Origin of the sequence: Limnochorda sp. L945t, from assembly GCF_035593305.1 — a bacterium.
GTDB lineage: Bacteria > Bacillota > Limnochordia > Limnochordales > Geochordaceae > Carboxydichorda > Carboxydichorda subterranea.
The window spans coordinates 3,273,492-3,292,198 of the sequence record NZ_CP141615.1 but is presented as its reverse complement, the minus strand read 5'-3'; the positions used below and the strand labels follow the sequence as shown (position 1 = coordinate 3,292,198).

Sequence of the window (18,707 nt, the reverse complement as noted above, 5' to 3'; positions counted from 1 at the left end):
GCCGGGGCCATCTCCCGGCGCTTCTCTTCGTCCGGGCATCTCGCGTCGTAAGGAGGCAACACCCAAGTGAATGCCGTCCGAAACCTAAGAATCTCGACAAAGCTGAGCCTGCTCGCCTTCCTCAACGTTTTGATCATGGTCGTTCTGGGCATTTGGTCGATCTACAGTCTCAGCAAGATGGATCGAGCCATTGAGAAGATGTACCAAGGAAACGTCCTCAGCATTCAGGCCGCCGCGGACGCGGAGCGGGCGGCTCGGCGCATTGCCGTCGAAGTATCTAACCATGCGCTGGCCGAGACTGTCCCCGACAAGGAGGCTATCGAGGCGAACATCCGCCGCTATGAGACGGATTTCGGCCAGGCGATCGAGGCTTACATGCCTACCATCGTTCTCGAAGACGAGCGTCGGGTCATTACCCGGGTGCAGGCAACCTGGCGAAACTACATGCAGGCGGTCAACACATTCCTGACAGTCAGCCGAGCCAATCCGGGTGTGACACGGATCAACGAAGTGTTGAACCAGCAAGTAGCTCCTGTCCGCCAGCAGCTCAACCAGGATATCGAAGAACTCGTGGACATCAACGTGAAGATGGCCAAGGCAACGCATGTAACCAACCAACAGCTTTATGCGAGCACCCGCCTCTCCCTGATTGCCGTCATCGCGGCGGGCGCCTTGCTGGGCTTTACCCTCAGCATGGTCATCGCCCGGATGATCACCGGCCCTCTACACTTGATGGTCAGTGGTGCTCAGAGGTTGGCCGAAGGCGACCTGACCCACCGGGTCGAGCACAACAGCCATGACGAGGTCGGCCTGGCAGCCCGGGCTCTCGCACAGGCGTCCGACGGGCTCCGGCGCTTGATCCACACCGTACGGCAAAGCGCCGAGCAGGTGGCCTCGTCCTCGGAAGAGCTGGCCAGTTCCTCCGAGGAGGTGGGCAAGGCTGTACAGCAGGTGGCCGAGACCGTGGATCAGGTGGCCAAGGGTAGCCAGCGCCAGTCGGTCGCTGCCAGCTCCACGTCGGAAAGCGCCCGGCAGATGGGCGAAATGGTACGCCGGGTCGCCCAGGCCACCCAGCGGATGGGTGAAGCGGCCGACCAAGCGGCCAAGCTCGCGCAAGACGGCCGCGTCGCCCTGGGCGCCATCACTCAACGGATGGACCAAATTCAAAGGACCGTGGGCGAGTCGGGCCATGCCGTGCAGGACCTTGGCCAGCGCTCCCAGCGGATCGGGCAGATCGTCGACGTGATCACGGGGATAGCGGAGCAAACCAACTTGCTCGCGCTCAACGCCGCCATCGAGGCGGCGAGAGCCGGTGACCAGGGTCGCGGCTTTGCCGTGGTGGCCGAAGAGGTGCGGAAGCTGGCCGAGCAATCGCGCCAGGCGGCATCCGAGATCGCCGCGCTCATCGCCGAAATCCGGCAGGAGGTCGATCGGGCGGTTCGCAACACAGAGGCCGGCTCCGGTGCGGTGACAGAGGGCGTGCAGGCGGTCGCAGCTTCGGGCCAAACCTTCGAAGCCATTGCTCAAGCCGTCGAGCAGATGGTTCGCCAAATCGAGGAAGTCAGCGCTGCTGCCCAGCAGATGGCGGCGTCCAGCGAGCAGGTCGTCAAGGCCGTCGACGAGATCGCTGCCATTACGGAGGAGAATGCGGCCGCAGCCGAAGAGGTGGCCTCCAGCACGGAGGAGCAGTCTTCGGCAGTTCAGGAGATCGCCAGTTCCGCTGCCAGCCTGGCCAACATGGCCGAGCAACTCATGAAAGCCGTGGAGGTCTTCAAGGTCTAGTGGAGTCTCGCAGACCGTGCTCCGGGGCCGGGGAGCTGCGTCTCACACCTGTGATGCGGCTCCACGGCCCCACCAAGGCCCATTGGGTGTTTCTCGCCCGGCTTCGGAGATGACCGTTCGTCACCACCGCGGTCCGTGGGGCGAGCCCAAGTGGACTCAGGGAGCGGGTCCACGCTTACGCTCCATCCCCACGTTGCCCCAGCGCAGCGAGAGCTTCGGTCCGCAGTACCTCCGTGCCATCCAGAGCAGTTACGTGCCAGCCACGCACGGCCGGCCTGAAAGGCTTTGTCGTGCCGGGCGGAAAGGCCTCTTCGCGACCCCGAACGAACAGCCGGTTGCCCTACGTTTGCGGCTCTGAGGTTGGTCAGGCCCTTCATCGAGGCGGCTGAGCTATCGGCTCAGGTTCCGGGTGTGTGCGGACACCCCGCGGGGGCCCGCCGAAGTCATGCCCTTGCGTATACTTCTACGGATGCCAAGCTTGTCACGGAGGGATGAGACATGCTCCAGAGCTGGTCGGGCCCCGGAGCCGCTCGGCACCCGCGCCCGAGACCTGTTCGGAGACGGTCAAGGGGACTTGCCTGGGTCGCCGGCATGGGACCCACCGTCTTGTACAACCTGCTGCTCGCCCTGTTGTTCCCGCTCGCACTGCGAATCGCGGCGCCGCTCGACCTGCGCGGCAAGACCGCAGTCCTGCTTGGCGGATTCCTCCTCGCGGAGCTCGCCGTCCTGGTGTCGCCGCTCGCACGGCTCCAGCACGCGGGGCGTTCGCTTGCCGACCTCGTGTGGGGACGGCCGGCACCGAAGCGTCCCATCGTGGCCGGCATCCTCGTCGCCATGCTCTACTCCGCCATGACCCTCGCCTCGCCGATCTTCGGCGGTCACGCAACGGAACTGAGCTGGATCATCCTCACGTTCGTCCTGGGAACGGTGCTGGCCGCCCTCTACCTCGCCGGCCGGCGGAGCCTTACGCCGGTGGGGCTCACCCATGCCCTCATCCATGTGCTCATCGAGCCGTGGCTGATCCTTGGAACGGTACGCCTGCCGACCGCACGTGTCGCACCAGTACTCACCGGTAAGGAGTCGCCGGCGCCATGAACCGCTCTCTGCCCCAACTTGAACACGCGCGTTGAACACGCGCACGAGGGCAAGGAGGCGACCAGCACTCCATGAACGGGCCCGCGATGCCACCCGACCGCGAACCGGCCGCATCACGCTCTGCCGGGGCGGCTGCCGGATCGCTTGCCGAAGTTGCACGGGTATTCCTGAAGCTCGGGACCATCGCCTTCGGTGGCCCGGCCGCCCACATCGCCATGATGCGCGAAGAAGTGGTGCAGCGGCGCAAATGGCTCCCGGAGCAGCGCTTCGTCGACCTCATCGGCCTCACCAACCTCATCCCCGGTCCCAACTCCACGGAGATGGCCATCCATCTGGGCTACCTGCGCGCGGGCTGGCCGGGGCTGGTGGTGGCTGGCCTGAGCTTCATCCTGCCTGCCGCCCTCATGGTGGGCGCCCTGGCGGCCGCCTATGTCGCCTACGGCTCCACGCCTCAAGCTGACTGGGTGCTGTACGGTATCAAACCCGTCATCATCGCTATCGTGCTCCAGGCGCTGCTCGGGCTTGGCCGGACGGCGTTGGACACTCCGCTGGCCGCTGGGTGGGCTGCGCTGGTGCTGGCGCTGTACTTGCTGGGCGTCCATGAGCTGGTGCTGCTCTTCGGCGGCGGGGTTGCCTATGCCCTGGCCAAGAGGCTCTGGGAGCGGCCTCCCCGCGGGCGTCCCGTCGCCCTCCGTTCTATCGGGGGGTCTCCCGTCGCGGCAGGACTGGGGTTAAGCAGCGCCCAGGCGGCAGCGGGCGGGGGTGGAGTGGCGGCAACTGCGGCTCCTCTTACCCTACCGGGGCTGCTCGGGGTCTTCCTGAAAGTGGGCGCCGTCCTCTACGGGAGCGGCTACGTCCTGCTCGCCTTCCTGCGCCGGGACCTGGTAGAACGGTTGGGCTGGCTGACCGATCGCCAGCTTCTGGACGCAATCGCGGTGGGCCAGTTCACCCCGGGCCCTGTCTTCACCACGGCCACCTTCGTGGGCTACATCCTGGGAGGCCTGGCGGGAGCGATCCTGGCGACCGTAGCCATCTTCCTCCCGTCGTTTCTCTTCGTGGCGGCTGTGCACCCCCTTGGGGTCTGGCTCCGGCGCTCTTGGTGGACCTCGGCCGTCCTGGACGGGGTCAACGCAGCGTCCCTCGCCTTGATGGCCGGGGTCACCCTGCAGCTGGCCGGGACGGCTCTGGTCGACCCGTTGACCGTGGCCGTCGCGGCTGCGGCCCTGGTCGCCTTGGCCCGCTTTCGCCTCAACTCGGCCTGGCTGATCGCGGGCGGCGCCCTGTTGGGCGTGCTGACACGCATGCTGGGGCATTGAGGGGGCCGGCACCGTTCCCCGCCATGCCACCCTGGCCCCTCCTCCAGCGGAGCCTGGCCCTCGGCGTCCCGGCTCAGTGCGGTACCGGGCGTCTACGCCGTCCTGGCGCTCGCTGCGCACCGGGCCTTCGAGCGACGGGAGAGGAGCCGCTGCAAGCCTCTCGACATGGGCCGTACTGCGACGGCTCGCCGGAGACTACCAGGGGTGCGTTTCTCCCTGCAGGAGCGCCTGTAGGAGCAGCAAGGCCAGCGCCAGGTGGGCCAGTGCGGTGTACATCCCGGGGAAGTAGGCGCGCCGACGGACGGCGAGCACGGGATGCACGATGCCGTTTCCGAGCATGGCAACGGAGAACGCCCAGATCACGGCCACAGCTGGCTTCCATCCCACGCCCCAGGCGGCGGCGCTCGAGATGAAGACGGAGAGCGCCACGAGGTTGAGGGTGAGGAAAAACTCATCCGACCATGGCTTGAACCCCAGTGCCGCAGGAAAGGCGCGGTGAAACCCGGTTCGAAACTCCTCGAGCACATGCAGCGCCTGAACTGCCACCGCGAGCAGGTAAAGGGCCAGGACGCGCCCCATGTTGGCCACTCACCTCTCGAACCGTGCCGTGGTGGGCGAGCGAGGCGTCATTCGCCAGGCTGTTAGGTTGCCCTGCAGGACGTCAAGCAGCACGGGGAGGCTGGTCACCACCGTCAAGACGTCGGCAAGGGCGTCCGCCTGCCCAAGGTTGGCGCCGACCTCCGAGATCTTGGGTAGACCCGGGATGCATAGCCTGTCCGCCCTCATGAGATGCGCCCGAAGCGCATCGGCACAGGCCGACGGGTAGTGACCGGGCCATGTGCGGTCCTGTGGTGCGTCCGGTGGTCGACCCGGCCGGGGATGGCAACCGGCGGGCGGGCCAAAAGGATCGTGAGACCCAGGTCCCGCACGCGTGGGCATAAAGTCCCGGGTGACGGCGGCCGATGCGGTGGGTAGCCAAGATCTTCCGGACTCCACGGGGCGGGCTGGCCCTGCTGGCGGCGCAGGCGGAGGCGGCCCTTCGCAGTATCACGGGCCCTCAGCCCGGGCACCGGCTCCGGCCCCCAGTACCGTCCTCAGGGGAGGACGGGCCTTCGCGTAGCGCGGCAATGAAAGCGGTATCCATGGTGCCCTCCAGGAGGGATGCCAGTGGCTGTCGAGCAGGCGGGATCGCTGCAGGTGTCGCGGTGGAATCCCACCAACTGGTCGATCAAGGTCCGGCTCGGGTTCATCATCTTGATACCAACCGTTGCGGCCGCGATGATCGGGTTGAACGGCGTGAGGACATCCCGGGAGGTCTTCTCCGAGCTCGAGCTGCTCGGCACTCGCCGGATCGTTGCCCTTGACCTCGTCCTCCAGGCGGACCGGGACCTCTACCAGGCTCTGTCGGCCTTCAACGAGTTGTTCGCCCGCTCGCCTGCCGACCCGAAGTACCCGTCGCTGCGCAAGGACGTGGAGGACAACGCGACCCAGGCCCTCTCGAGGTCTACCCAGGCCAGGGCATTGCTCGCCGACCCGCAGGACAAAGCCCGGATTGACGCTTTCGTGGCCGGTGTGGGGCAGTGGAAGCAACGAGCGAGCCAGATCCTCGCCCAGCACGAAAGTGGAGCCCTCAGCGCGGCAGACGCCGTCAGGGAGGCCGATTCGGTTCGCCAGGAGATCCTCGAACCCGCACGCGCGCAGATCGACCAGCTCGAGGACCGGTTCAACGAGACCACGCGCGCCCAGGTGGCACGCGCTGAGGCCAACCACGCCGCGAGCGAGAAGGCCATGTGGCTTCTGCTGGTGGGCGGCCTCTTGCTCTCCTCCCTCGTGGTCTGGCTCGCAGGCCGTTCTGTCGCAGCGCACGTCATCCTGCTCCGCGACCGCCTGCGCACCACCGCGCAGGCGGCCGACCTGACGCAACGGATGCCCGTGCGCTCTTCTGACGAGATGGGCGAGGCGGCTGCGTCGTTCAACCATCTGGTGCACACGTTCAGGGGGCTCATCGGCGAGACTCGAAGAGCAGCCCAACAGGTCGCCTCGTCCAGCCAGGAGCTGGCCAGGTCTTCTGAGCAAGTGGGCCGGGCCATTCAACAGGTGGCGGCAACGGTGAACCAGATGGCCGCAGGCACCCAACGCCAGTCGGCAGCTGCCACGACGGCAGCGGGCGCCACCCGGCAGACCGGCGAGATGGTGCACCGGCTCGCCGAAACCGCCCGGCGCCTCGCCGAAGGCACCGCCCAGACCGCCCAACTGGCGAAGGAGGGGCGCAACGCCCTGGCCGCCATGCTCCAGCAGATGAGCCAGATCCGGTCCACCGTGGGCGAATCCGGCAAGGCCGTCGAGGACCTGGGCCAGCGCTCCCAGCGGATTGGGCAGATCGTGGACGTGATCACCGGCATCGCCGAACAGACCAACCTGCTGGCGCTCAATGCAGCCATCGAAGCAGCCCGGGCCGGGGAGCAAGGCCGGGGCTTTGCGGTGGTGGCCGAGGAGGTGAGGAAGCTGGCCGAACAGTCCCGCCAGGCGGCCTCGGAGATCGCCACGCTCATCGGGGGGATCCGCCAGGAGGTGGACCGGGCGATTCGCAACTCTGCGGCCGGGCAGAGCGCAGTGGCCGAAGGGGTTCAGTCTATCGAGACGTCCGGCCAGAGCTTCGAGGCCATCGCGCGGGCGGTGGAGCAGATGGTTCAGCAAGTCCAGGAGGTAAGCGCCTCGGCCCAGCAAATTGCGGGGGCGAGCGAACAAGCGGTCAAGGCGGCCGAGGAGATCGCCGCCATCAGCCAGGAGAATGCGGCCGGGACCGAGGAGATCGCCTCGAGCACCGAGGAACAGTCGTCGGCCATGGAGCATATCGGCAGCGCCGCCGGCAGCCTGGCGAGCCTGGCGCAGGAGATGGTGAAGGCGGTGGAAGTATTCAGGGTGTAACGGGCTGCGGGGGCCGGCTCCCTGGCCAGGGTCGTCCCCGCAGCGCGGCCCACCTGGTCGGGTACCTTCCAGGTTGTGGAGTGGTTGCTTGCTGCGTCGGCGCAACGGACGTCGGGCTCGGCACCGGAGGTGCCTCGGCGGGTCTAGCTGGGCTCCGGCTGCGCTGGGCCCACCACGAAACGGGGGCACATGGGGGCATGGACTGGACCGCGGTGGTAGGCCAGGTGCTCTTGGGCGCCGCGTTGGTGACTGGATTCGCATCGTTGGAGCACAAGTACCGGGGCGTCCCTTTCCGCCGCGCCGTGTGGCGCGAGATCCCGGTGGTCGCCCTCATCATACTTTGGGCCCACCTCATGGCGTTCTTCTACCGGTCGGCCCACGCTACCCCGTAGCTGGCAACGCTGGCGCCCTGGGCCCTCTCCTGCGGGGGAGAGCCGCCCCGTCGTATCGTGTCAATCGGCCCTGCGAGCTTCGCGCCAGCTCGGGCCATAGTTCGCCCCTTTCGGCCAGGTCGCCCGGAATCAGCCGCTCACCAGCGTGCAGCAGCCGGATGGCGTTGGCCAGATCATCGGGGTGGATATCCTTGAGGAGGTAGGCGTTCGCTTCGGCCTCCAGACAGGCCTCCACCAAGCGGTAGTCGTCAAAGGTGGTGAGGACCAACACGGGCATGCCCGGATGCTCTGCCTTGAGCACCCTGGTGCATTCCACGCCCCCCATGACGGGCATCCGTACATCGATCACCGCCAGACTCGGCGGGTCCTGGCGGGCTACCTCCACCGCCTCCCGGCCGTTGGTCACCGCGGTCACCTGGAAATCGCGCCCCGGGGCAACGAGGAAGACGGCGATTCCCAGGGCGATCTGGAGGCTCCCCCATAGGGGGCGGGCACGGCCCTGGCCCGGACCGTAGAGAGCCAGGTCCAGGGCGACCAGCGCGGCGACGAGGAGGGCCCACCGCGCCAGGCCCTCCGAACCCGCCCACAGCCAGGCCATGATTCCGGCAGTGACCAGCCCCCAGCGCAGGACGTGAAACGGCCAGAGCTCCTCGAACTGCCTCGTCTCCTCGTCACGCGCGCTCACCGTGCAACGTCCCTACACGGCCCTCCGGCGGAGCGCCTGGACGCCCACCACCATACCGACGACGCCCACCAGGAGCAGCACGGCCAGCGGCCCGGCCTGACTCTCCCAGCCCCGATAGACGAACCCGCCCTCCAGAGCCTCCATCGCCCAGTAGAATGGGTTGAACACGGCCAGCTTCTGCACACCGGCCGGCGTCAGCTCCAGGGGCATGACGGCGCCCCCCAGCACGGCGAGAAGAGGCGGCGCGCTCCCCAACAGCTGGACCTGGGCTTCGCTGCGAACGAAACCCGAGAGCGCCACGGCCAGGCCCGAGCCGGCGAAGAGGCTTCCCAGCACCGGCAGTGCGATGGCACCCGGGCCGGCGGCAAGCCAAGGCGTCCCCAGTAAGCCGGTGACCGCCAGCACCACCGCAGCCTGCAGGAGGCCGATCAGGAAAATGCTGGCCATGAAGGCTGCGATCACCTCGCCGTAGGGAACTCCCGTGCTCAACACTCGCTGCAGCAGCCCGGCCTTCCTCTCCCTGTGAAGCGCGGCCGTCCGCTGGATGGACGCTGTCAGCCCGAAGAGGAGGTAGACACCGAAAACGACCCGCACCCGCGTGAACGGGCTGGCGTCCCCAGTTGGCCTCGGGGTTTCGATGGCCACCAGCGTCTCCGGCAGCGCCTCGCCTCGTGCCAGCGCCGCCGCGATCGCCTTCGCCCTCGTGACCAGGAGTCCTCCGGCGGAGCCGCCGGCCTGCAGCACCTCCAGGCGCGGCGCCCCGGCTGCGATGGAGGCGGCGAAGCCAGCGGGAACGACCAACGCCGTCTCCACGTGGCCACCGGCGATCTGCTTCATCGCCTCGTCCCGGCCGGCCAGCTGGACATCGAAAGGCGTCGTTGCCAGTGCCCGGATCAACCGCTCCACCGTCTCCGTACCATCCTCGTTGACCACCACCGCACGCGGAGGCTTTACGGCGCCCGCGCCTGCCAGGATCAACGAGATGATGACGCCGAATGCGATGGGCATGACCACGAGCCACACCAGGTCCGCCACCGACTGAGAGGTGCGAAGAACCGTCCAGCCCGCCATCGTCGCAATCCGCTTGAGAACACCCATGATCACGCCTCCTCCGCGGCCCGGCAGCTGGAGATGACCCATGCGACGGCGAAGAGGGTGAGGGTGGCGACGACCAGGATCCGCAGTTCATCCGCGATGGCGGAAAGACCTCCGCCCGTGGCAAGCTCGAAGTATCCGTCAAGCATCGCTCGGTTGGGCAGCCACGCAAAGCCGCGGGCGAACCAGTCCGGCATGAGCGGCAGGGGCAGGCTGGATCCGCCGGCAAACGCCAGAAGCATGAAGAGCACGCCGCCCGCTTGATCGACCAGCCTGGGGTTACGCGGCGCCAGGCTCATCACGACGAACGACATGGCGGCTGTCCCGGCCGCGCCGGCGACGCTCAGAGCTGCACAGGCCAGCGGCGGGCCCCAGACCACTCCAAACAGGAGCGCGGTGGCGACCCGCATGAAGGCGATGAAGAGGGATCCCATGAGCACAGCGCCAACGAACCCGGCGACCAGGTAAGCGGGGAGAGAGAGCCCGCTTGCCCGAATGCGAGCGTAGGCGCCCGAGGCCCGGTCGCGGGCGCAATACGTCATGACCGCGTGGCTGCCGAACATGGCAAACATGACGGTCAGGCCGATGCCGAAGTACTGGAAGGACCCGGCGGAGCTCCAGGGGAAGTCGGCTCGGCCGGGTTTGCCGGTCTTCTCCGGCGTGACGACCTCGGTCACCGCCATATTCACGATCTCGGTGCCCGCCAGGCTGGCCTGTGCAGCGGCGGCGCGCACCACGGGTTGAAGGATTTCGGCGACCATCCCGCCCGGTGGTGCGACGACCGCGATGGGCTCATCGGGGAAGCGTGCGGGTACGATGAGCGCCGCGTCGGCTTCCCTGGCCAGGACGCTCCGCCGGGCCTCGGCCGGGCCGGCGGCACGGGCCACCGTGAAAAGCTCCGGCTTCGCCCCGAGCGCTTCGGTCACGGCCTGAGCCGGGGCCGACCGGTCCCCTGCCACAGCCACCCGGTACGGCTCCGCGGGAATGAACTCGCCCGACAAGGCTCCTCGCATACTGACGCCCAGGATGAAGATGATCACGATGGGCAAGGCGAAAAGCCATAGCGGGGCGCCCTCGAGGAGCAGGCGGTGCACCAGGTTCATCGCGATGACCCCGATGCTTCGACCGCATCGCATCTACTTGGCCCTCCCTTTCCGGCGCCTCACAGGTTTTGACCGTCCCGCAACGTCTTCCCGGTCAAGGCGAGAAAGACGGTCTCCAGGTTCGGCGTCTCGAGCCGCATGCCGCCCAGCGGCACGCCGTGCTCCTGCAGCACGTTCAACACCCGCGGCGCCTGCGCCGGGCCCTCGGGCAGCATGAGGCGGAGCTCACCCCGCGTCGCTTCCACCGGAACGCCTGCCGCACTTCGCAAAGCCGCCAGGTCGAAACCCTTCGGCAGTGACTCCTCGCTCGCCGGAACCCGCAGCACCGCGCTCTCTCCGGCCAGGGCCCGCACCTCGTCCAGGGGTCCCTGGGCGATGATGCGACCGTGATCCATGATCGCTACCCGGGTGCAGAGAGATTCGACCTCCTCCATGTGGTGGCTGGTGTAGAGGATGGTCATGCCCTGCTCGGCCAGGTGCAGCACCGAGTCGAGGATGTGGCGGCGCGACTGGGGATCGATGCCCACGGTAGGCTCGTCCAGCAACAGCACTTTCGGGTGACCCAGCAGAGCGATGGCGACGTTCGCCGGCACTTCATGCCGCCGGAGAAGCCTGCGACCCGCTTCCCGGCTACCTCCTCGAGGCCCGTCACCGCCAGGACCTCTTCTATCTGGCGCTTGCGTTCGGCCCGGGAGAGGCCCCGCAGGCTGGCGAAGTACGAGAGGTTCTGCCGTGCCGTGAACTCTTCGTAAAGGGCGAGCCCCTGAGGGACGATGCCCAGCATCCTCTGCACCCGCTGCACGTCGTCCCGCACGGAGATGCCGCCCACCCGAACGTCCCCGCTCTCGGGGCGGCGGAGCCCGGAGATGATCTCCAGGGTCGTGGTCTTGCCGGCCCCGTTCGGACCGAGCAGCCCGAACACCTCACCCGGCAAGACGTCAAAGGAGACATGATCGACGGCGGTCGTCGAACCGTACCGCTTCACCAGATTGTGGACGACGACGACCGCCTCGCCCACGCCCGTCCGAGGCGTGGAGGTATCGGCCTCCCGCAACATGCACATCCCTCCTCCGGCGCTCTCCGGCGCCGTGGGGTTGAGTATACGGATGCTCCCGAGGAGCCTGCCAGTGACCGGGGTCATGAGCCGCGGAGGCCTGCTCTACGTCGCTTTCGCCAGGCGAGGCACCGCACGAGGTCGGCGGGCCAATCGGCATCATTGGAGCAAGAGGGGCAGCCCACCCCAGCCCTCGACCACGTCGTACGTACGTCGTCCCATTACGAGCGCACCCATCGCCGCGAACGGCGCCTCGATGGCATCCCGGTTAGCCTCGGAAGGCCTGAAGAAGTCGCTGCAGTGGCTCGGGGCGTCCTTGACACACACTCACCTCTGTCGGCCCTTGACACCCGATAGACCGAGCCCTATAAGTGAATGTGACGTCGTATTCGCCTTCTGGCTTCACCCACGCCGGAGAAGAGGGATGGCTGTGTCAGACAGGTCTTCCGAGCTCCGCCTTCCGGCACTCCTCCAGGCTACCGGCCTCCGACGGGTGCCCCGGCAGGCGCGAAGCCGCGCCAAGCGCGACGCCATTCTCGCAGCTGCCGCCCGTCTTTTCGGGGAGCGCGGGTATGAAGCCACCACCGCCAGCGATATCGCCGCTGAAGCCGGCGTCAGCATCGGAACGTTGTACAGTTACTTCCGCGACAAGCGTCAGATCTTTCTGAGCCTGTATGCATCGGCCCTCGACAGTTTGAGCGGCCTCGACATCGCCGGAGCGCTACTCTCGCCCGATCCTCTCGAGACCATCCGCGCGCTGCTGGCCCGTGTCCTGCCCTACGATGCGGCGCACTATGCCCTGCAGCGGGCCTGGGTGGGTCTAACCGTCCGCGACCCGGATGTCGCCCGTTGTGGCGAGCAGATCCACCGCTTTCTGTACGACAAGCTGCTAGCGGCCGTCCGCCAGGCCCAAGCCCGTGGCCTGGCGCGCCCCGACCTTGACGCCGAGGCCACTTGCTGGGCCGTCCTCATCCTCGTCGACAGGGTCTGGCATACGGAGTTAGATCCCGCCACGCTACCGGCCGAAGAGTTCAGCCGCCGGCGCGACGCGCTGGCACACATGATCTTTCACGCTATCTTCCCAGACCCGTCCTCGAGACGTGCGGCAAGCCCTTTAATGGGAGCGCACCGTGATGGCAAGGGACAAGGGGGGCGCGTGACATGAGCTGGCTGGATCGCCAGTTTGGCCGGCCCTCCGGGCTCGCGGGCCGACTGGTCGGCGCGCTCATGGCCCATTCCAACCGGGAGCTGAACGCTTGGACCGTCGAACTGCTGGGGGTGAAGGATGGCGAGCGGGTTCTGGAGGTAGGCTTCGGGCCCGGCATCGGGGTGGAGCACCTCGCCCGGACTTCCCGGGCCGCCTTCATCGCCGGCGTCGACCACTCACCGCTCATGGTCCAGCAGGCGCGGCGGCGCAACGCCGCCTTTGTTCAAGAGGGGCGAGTGGAACTGCGTTGGGCGTCCGTGTCCGCGTTGCCGTTCGGCGACAGCTCCTTCGACAAAGCGTTCTGCGTCAATTCGATCCAGTTCTGGCCGGACCCGCAGGACAACCTCAGGGAGGTACAGCGCGTTCTGAGGCCCGGGGGGCTGGTCGCGGTAACGCTCCAGCCCAGGTGGGCTGAGGCCGAATCGACGGTCGCAGGTGTCGGCCAGCAACTCGTCGCCCTGGTGGCGGGCGCGGGATTCGCTGACGTCCGGCTGGCCTCGAGGTCGATGCGGCCCGTCGGCGCGCTCTGCGCGACGGGCGTCCGCCCTCCGACCTGAGCGCAAGGGATAGCCAGGCGATGAAGGCCACGCCGAGGAGGAATGCTCCAACCATCAGCCCCGTAGCAGGCCCCTGGCGAAGCCCTGCAGGAACTCCGGAGACAGCAACCGCTCCGTGGTGTGCCCCCTCATGATATCATTCGCCCCGACCTCTTGGTACGGGCGACCGCGGTTTGCGACTTCCATTACCTCCAGCAGTTTCTCGCGCAAGCTTGCGTTCGTGATGGCGCACGTGGGCTTCCATGCGAAGCAGGGCGGCACGCAGGTCGCGGGGTTTCGCTCCGGCTTTGGTGCGGATGCCGGGCAGATCCCGCCCGCCGGCTGCGACCACCAGTCGCTCGAGCTCGCGTTGCGCCGCCTCGAGGCGCTCGATGAGCCTGGTAATGGGCTGATCCGCGTTGGCCCGCACGGCTCGGGCGTTGAGCTGCGCGAAGGTGCCCACCGGCAGCGCCGGCTCCTCGCCCCGGAGCAAGGCGCCGATGGTGGCAGCATGGGTCTCATGCCAGAAGACGAGGTGGACGAGCACCTCTCTCGGGCCCCACTCGCCGGGCTGCAGGAACGATTCGGGAAGTCCCGTGATGTATGAGGCGAACGACGCGACGGCGGCCCGCAGCCGCAGGGCCGCCTCCATTGCGGTCGCCGGGCTCGCCGAACGCGCCACTTCCCTTCGCCTTTCTCTCTACTCGACGGGGAATTCCACTCCCCGGGCGGCCCCCTCACCCGCAGCCCGCTCGCCTTGATGCGCGAGTCGCCCTTCGGCAGGGGCTCGCTCACCGGCCACCCGGCAGCGAAATCGTTTCGTTCGGGGTCGAACCCTCCGTCGAACCAGACCTTCACCGGCGGGCCGCCCGGCAGGCGCCCCGGTTGAGCCAGGTGCGGCATGGCCGCGGCGATGCGGGGCCCACCTCTCCTACGGCCCCCACCTTGCGCCGCCGTCTACGGGCAGCGTAGGGCCGCGACGAGACGCCGTCCGGTCAGGGGCGTGATCGAAGGGGCCCTCAGCCGGAGCGCGAGTCCGCGATGACCCGGTCATCCCGGCGTTGGCCCAGTGCGCGCGTATTTGCCGACCATTTCCGCCACCACGTCAGGCTGCTCCTGGCCGCCCAGAGCCACGGTAGAACCTTCGCCGATTTCGGCCCCGTTGAAGACGATGGCCCCAGTGGCAATGAAGCAATTATCCCCAATTATGCCCCACCCTGCAACCGGTCAAGTACGCGTGCGGACCCACCAGCACGCGACGGCCGAGGATCAACGGGAACGGCCTGCGGCCCCCCGTGCCGCGCAGCACCGCGTGCTCCATCACCACGTAATCGGCCCCGATCTCCACACGGGCACCGGGCCCCACCGCCGTCAGCACTGCTCCATACAGAACCCGAGCGCCTGCACCGACCACCACATTACCGGACAACACGGCAGTGGGTGCCACGTAGGCGCTCGGATCGACGTGCGGTGCTTGTCCTTGGCGTTATACCCGGAGCAAGACAACTCCTCCTCCACCCGCCTGTCGTACCCGGAGCTCTGCAGGCCGTGCCCAACCAAGAACGAGTTTCTTGACAGGCGAACGTTTGGTCGATATAGGTGAGTCGAGCAGGCACCGTCCAGGGGGCGGGGGACCGTGCTGCAAGGGTCATACAGGCCGCAAGCCGAGCCCTATCATGCGTTTACCGACGAATCGGGCAGCGGACCTGATCGATTCGGCTCGGTGGCCGTAGTGAGCGGCCCTGCTGATGGTGCTCTATACCTTCGGGGAACGATTCAGCACGCCTACGGAGGCATGCCCCTGACAGAATGGAAAGACATCAGCGGTGATCGGAAACACCAGGAGGCAGCCTGGTGCATGCTGAGCTGCGCGGTAAAGGCAGTCCTGGAACATCGCGTGCGCGTTGATGTCCTGGTCTGGGACAAGCATGACCGTCGCCACCAGGTGCCCGGACGCGACGACGTGGCCAACCTCGCCCGCATGTACTACCGGGTGCTCATCCATGCCGCCCGACAATGGGGCCGTCCGAACTGGGCCGTCACGGCCGACGAAAACACCGCGCTGGATTGGGAGCATATCGCCGGCTTCGTGGGCCGCACCCGGGTCGTCAAGCTGGGCCCCCAGCTTCACCTGGAGATGATGCATGAGCGACGCACGTTTCAGGCGTCCGTCAAGACCGTCAAGTCTTCCGACGAGCTGCTGGTGCGGGTGGCCGACCTCTTCGCGGGCATGGGACGTTACCTTCGGGAACAGGCTTCAAACTACCTGGCCTGGCATGCGTGGCGAGCCGGCACTGAATCCCGCAGCCTGCAGCTCGGGCTTGCGCTGCCGGGGCTAGACGATCCCAGCGAGCCTCCTTTATCCAGCAGCGCGAAGGCCCGCTTCGAGCTCGTGCATCGGCTGAACGAACTGATAGCCTCCCACCGAATGCCCGTAAGCTTAGAGACCCAGGGCTACTTCGTCACCTATCGCCCCTCGCTACCCCTCAACTTCTGGCATTACACGCCCCGACACGAGTTGGACCGGGCACCCGTCAAGCAGCGGTGAACGGCGTCGGGGACCAGGCGATGGCGGTCAAGGCACTTGCATCATGACTCAGCCCCGTCACTACGAGGATGTGAGGGAATTGGGGAACGATGAACTTCCGCCCAATCGAACGTCAGATTCACGAATCCCCGCTTGTTGACATGGCACCTCCCGTAGCAGCGGGAACGAGCCGGTGGTCTCGCGGCCGGCAAGAGTGGCTCTCCTCGTAGAACAGGGCCATACCCGCTCACGGATGTGCATGGTCGCCCGGGACGTCGGGCGAGCTACGCGCTTTCCCGCTCATCCAGTACGCGACAATGGCGGTCAAAAATAATGACCAACGCAACACCAATAGCACACACATGTTCTGGGCCTGGGTCACTGCAGATCCTGATGCCCGCTTTCGCCTCAAGCCTGGTGGGGTACGTGAGGAGCTTGCCGACAGGGTTTACCGGTCAAGGCACTCGAGCCGTGCGCCCGGCCAAAGTAGGCCTCGATAAGGCTGGCGTCGGACAGCAGCTCGGCGGGTGCTCCGTGCCGGACGACGGTGCCGCCCGACAACACGTAAGCGCGATGGGCCCGTCGCAGCACTTCGGTCACCTGCTGGCTGACCAGCAACACCGCCAACCCGCCACTGTTCAATCGTCCGATGACTTCCAGAATCTCGCTGGCGACCAACGGCGCTAGCCCTAGTGTGGGTTCGTCGAGCAACAGCAACGCCGGCTTGGCCATCAGCGCCCGCCCGATAGCCAGCATTTGCTGTTCGCCTCCGGAGAGCGTCCCGGCCATTTGCCGGAGCCGCCCTCGCAGCAGGGGCAACACCTCGAACACTTCGTCCAGGGTTTCACGCCGCTGCCGCCACGCCTCTGGCCTCGACGCCCCCAATAGCAGATTGTCGAGAACACTCATCTTCGGAAAGACGTGGCGTCCCTCAGGCACCTGGACGACGCCGGCCTCGACGATGCGATGAGGCGGTTGCCCGTCAAGGCGATCACCGTCAAGCGTCACCATCCCTTTCCACGGTTTGACCAGCCCACTGATGACCCGCAGTGTAGTGGTTTTGCCCGCTCCATTGGACCCCACGAGCACGACCATCTCACCAGCCTGCACTTCGAGGTTGACACCCCGAAGAACCGGCTGGTCGCCATACCCGAAGTGGATATCAGCCAGCGACAGCATCGTAGTCCCACCCCAGGTACACCCGCCGTACCTCGGCGTTTTCCAAGATCTCCGCCGGCGTGCCCTCCGCGATGACGTCTCCATACGCCAGCACAACCACCCGGTGTGACAGCCGCATGACCGCTTGTAGGACGTGCTCGACGAGCACCATGGCAAGGCCACGCTCCCGGTTAATACGCTCAAGCAGTTGAGTCAACTCCATGGTCTCGACGGGGTTCAACCCGGCGAAGATCTCGTCAAGGAGCAGCACCTGAGGCTCTACCGCCAGCGCTCGGGCAAGTTCGAGGCGCTTCTTCTCCTGCACGGTCAGCACACCCACCGGCGCGTCCACCCGATGCCCGAGCCCGACCTCGACCAGGAGGCGGCGAGCCTGCGCTCTGACATCCTCCATCCGCCCGACTGTTGGCTCTCGAGCAATGAGGACGGCTGTCACGTTGTCGGTCGTGTGAAGCTCTGAAAACGGCCTCGGAATCTGGAAAGTGCGGCCAACCCCTCGCCTGGCGATGGCATAGGGGGGCAACCCCGTCAGGGGGCGTCCCTCAAGGCTCACCTGCCCCTGGGTTGGGCGCTGAAGCCCAGTGATTAGGTTGAACAGCGTGGTCTTACCGGCTCCGTTGGGACCGATCAACCCCAGGATCTCCCCCTTTCTCACCTCGAATGACACCCCATTCAGCACTTGAAGGCCGCCAAACCGCTTCATCACGCCCTCGACTCGTAGATTCGCGGCTCCCGGTTCGTTCGCCATGCCCGGCCCCATTGTTTCCCGCCCACCGACCGAGCGAAGAGCCTTTGCAGGCAAGGCAGCAGGCTCGCTCCTGACCATACTCGAGAGCCTGTCGCGGCTAGGCGAGGTCCCGAACCCCTCAGGGGGCTCGCCGCGGTCCTCCAGCAACCGCGTGCGACCGGGTGCTCGCCTGCTCGCCGCCAGCCCCGCGAGGCCTTCCGGCAGCAGGACGATGATCACGGCAAGCAGCAATCCGAAGGCGATGCGCGCCGCCTCGGCTCCAATCCAGACCGTCAGCGCCTCCTCCAGGCCCCGCACCACGCCGGCCCCCACCGCGGGGCCGAACCATCGCTTTCGCCCGCCGAACAGGGCCATCAGCACGAGCATTACGGAAAGGTTCGTATCGAAGACCGATTCGGGATACAGGTACACCCGGTCGAAGATGTAGACCGACCCCACCGCACCCGTCACGCCCGCGCTCACGGCGAACGCCACCAGCTTCACCCGGGGCGTGTTAAACCCGAGCGCCTGGGCTGCCTCCTCATCGGAACGTAGCGCCGCCAGCTCCAGGCCTTGGCGACCGGCCTCGAATCGCCTAGCCAACCCAAGCGTTGCTACCAGCACCACCAAGACGAATCCGTAGAACAAGGCCCGGGTTACCAGCGGCGACCACGGCGGTACCGCCAGCCACAACCCGGACCCTCCGCCCGTGAAGCCGACATTGGCCACCACGGTATGGGCCGCTAGCGCAAGGATGAGCGTCGTGACCGCGAAGTACGGGCCCCGCAGCCGCAGCGCCGGATACCCGCACGCTGCGGCAAACGCCATGGCCGCCACTGCGCCTGCCGGCCACGTTACGAACGGCGATAGGTTATACCGCCCCATGAGCAGTGCCGACGTGTACGCGCCGATTCCGAAAAAGGCGGCGTGTCCAAAGGACAGGTACCCGCCGTAACCGCCGATGAGGTTCCATGCTGTTGCCAGTGCTGCGTACATGGCCATTGACCCGCCAAGCCCTAGCGCGTATTCGCTCCGCAAGACCAGCGGTATCGCCGCTAACCCGACTGTAACCGCCGCGAGAGCG

At 66.9% G+C, this 18,707-nt stretch carries 17 protein-coding genes; 8 read left to right on the top strand and 9 right to left on the bottom strand.

Annotated features, from left to right (window positions below):
- The first annotated feature begins 66 nt into the window (after positions 1 to 66).
- The 3 genes from U7230_RS15230 (at position 67) to chrA (ending at position 4,193) form a co-directional block, all read left to right on the top strand.
- Positions 67 to 1,782 (top strand): methyl-accepting chemotaxis protein, encoded by a 1,716-nt coding sequence (locus U7230_RS15230; RefSeq protein ID WP_324716682.1) that lies wholly within the window; start codon positions 67 to 69, stop codon positions 1,780 to 1,782.
- 591 nt (positions 1,783 to 2,373) lie between these two features.
- Entirely contained in the window at positions 2,374 to 2,877 is a 504-nt protein-coding gene (locus tag U7230_RS15225; RefSeq protein WP_324716681.1) for a hypothetical protein, read from the top strand.
- A gap of 71 nt (positions 2,878 to 2,948) precedes the next feature.
- Positions 2,949 to 4,193, top strand: a complete 1,245-nt coding sequence (gene chrA / locus U7230_RS15220; RefSeq protein ID WP_324716680.1) for a chromate efflux transporter — start codon at positions 2,949 to 2,951, stop codon at positions 4,191 to 4,193.
- A 195-nt stretch (positions 4,194 to 4,388) separates the two neighbouring features.
- On the opposite strand, the gene U7230_RS15215 is transcribed toward chrA, so the two are convergent.
- On the bottom strand, positions 4,389 to 4,772 hold the full coding sequence (locus U7230_RS15215) for an HXXEE domain-containing protein (protein WP_324716679.1): 384 nt from the start codon (positions 4,770 to 4,772) through the stop codon (positions 4,389 to 4,391).
- Positions 4,773 to 5,360: 588 nt separating this feature from the next.
- Between U7230_RS15215 and U7230_RS15210 the strand changes: the two genes are divergently transcribed.
- Positions 5,361 to 7,121: a methyl-accepting chemotaxis protein gene (locus U7230_RS15210; protein WP_324716678.1), complete on the top strand. Its 1,761-nt coding sequence runs from the start codon at positions 5,361 to 5,363 to the stop codon at positions 7,119 to 7,121.
- Positions 7,122 to 7,318: 197 nt separating this feature from the next.
- Positions 7,319 to 7,513, top strand: a complete 195-nt coding sequence (locus U7230_RS15205; RefSeq protein WP_324716677.1) for a hypothetical protein — start codon at positions 7,319 to 7,321, stop codon at positions 7,511 to 7,513.
- Here U7230_RS15205 and U7230_RS15200 read toward each other — a convergent pair.
- Genes U7230_RS15200 through U7230_RS15180 form a run of 5 tightly spaced genes read right to left on the bottom strand, consistent with a single transcriptional unit; the run spans position 7,503 to position 11,537 of the window.
- Positions 7,503 to 8,198 (bottom strand): response regulator, encoded by a 696-nt coding sequence (locus U7230_RS15200; RefSeq protein WP_324716676.1) that lies wholly within the window; start codon positions 8,196 to 8,198, stop codon positions 7,503 to 7,505. The genes U7230_RS15205 and U7230_RS15200 overlap by 11 nt on opposite strands.
- Positions 8,199 to 8,210: 12 nt before the next feature.
- Entirely contained in the window at positions 8,211 to 9,296 is a 1,086-nt protein-coding gene (locus U7230_RS15195) for an ABC transporter permease (RefSeq protein ID WP_324716675.1), read from the bottom strand.
- 2 nt (positions 9,297 to 9,298) lie between these two features.
- Positions 9,299 to 10,429, bottom strand: coding sequence for an ABC transporter permease (locus U7230_RS15190; protein ID WP_324716674.1), 1,131 nt, complete (start codon positions 10,427 to 10,429; stop codon positions 9,299 to 9,301).
- A gap of 26 nt (positions 10,430 to 10,455) precedes the next feature.
- Entirely contained in the window at positions 10,456 to 10,923 is a 468-nt protein-coding gene (locus U7230_RS15185) for a hypothetical protein (RefSeq protein ID WP_324716673.1), read from the bottom strand.
- Positions 10,854 to 11,537, bottom strand: a complete 684-nt coding sequence (locus U7230_RS15180; protein WP_324716672.1) for an ABC transporter ATP-binding protein — start codon at positions 11,535 to 11,537, stop codon at positions 10,854 to 10,856. Before U7230_RS15180 ends, U7230_RS15185 begins: the two co-directional genes overlap by 70 nt.
- Before the next feature lie 406 nt (positions 11,538 to 11,943).
- On the opposite strand from U7230_RS15180, the gene U7230_RS15175 reads away from it, so the two are divergent.
- Positions 11,944 to 12,615, top strand: a complete 672-nt coding sequence (locus U7230_RS15175; protein WP_324716671.1) for a TetR/AcrR family transcriptional regulator — start codon at positions 11,944 to 11,946, stop codon at positions 12,613 to 12,615.
- On the top strand, positions 12,612 to 13,214 hold the full coding sequence (locus U7230_RS15170; protein WP_324716670.1) for a class I SAM-dependent methyltransferase: 603 nt from the start codon (positions 12,612 to 12,614) through the stop codon (positions 13,212 to 13,214). The genes U7230_RS15175 and U7230_RS15170 overlap by 4 nt, the downstream gene beginning before the upstream one ends.
- A gap of 136 nt (positions 13,215 to 13,350) precedes the next feature.
- Here U7230_RS15170 and U7230_RS15165 read toward each other — a convergent pair whose 3' ends face one another.
- A complete protein-coding gene (locus U7230_RS15165) occupies positions 13,351 to 13,875 on the bottom strand; it encodes a DinB family protein (protein WP_324716669.1) in 525 nt (174 codons plus the stop codon).
- A gap of 1,176 nt (positions 13,876 to 15,051) precedes the next feature.
- Between U7230_RS15165 and U7230_RS15160 the strand changes: the two genes are divergently transcribed.
- On the top strand, positions 15,052 to 15,741 hold the full coding sequence (locus U7230_RS15160) for a hypothetical protein (RefSeq protein WP_324716668.1): 690 nt from the start codon (positions 15,052 to 15,054) through the stop codon (positions 15,739 to 15,741).
- A 387-nt stretch (positions 15,742 to 16,128) separates the two neighbouring features.
- Here U7230_RS15160 and U7230_RS15155 read toward each other — a convergent pair whose 3' ends face one another.
- Positions 16,129 to 16,899 carry an ABC transporter ATP-binding protein gene (locus tag U7230_RS15155; protein ID WP_324716667.1) on the bottom strand — a complete coding sequence of 257 codons (771 nt, stop codon included), beginning with the start codon at positions 16,897 to 16,899 and terminating at the stop codon, positions 16,129 to 16,131.
- The gene (locus U7230_RS15150; protein WP_324716666.1) at positions 16,883 to 18,619 is read right to left on the bottom strand and encodes a branched-chain amino acid ABC transporter ATP-binding protein/permease; all 1,737 of its coding nucleotides are present in this window, start codon (positions 18,617 to 18,619) and stop codon (positions 16,883 to 16,885) included. The genes U7230_RS15155 and U7230_RS15150 overlap by 17 nt, the downstream gene beginning before the upstream one ends.
- Positions 18,620 to 18,707 lie beyond the last annotated feature (88 nt).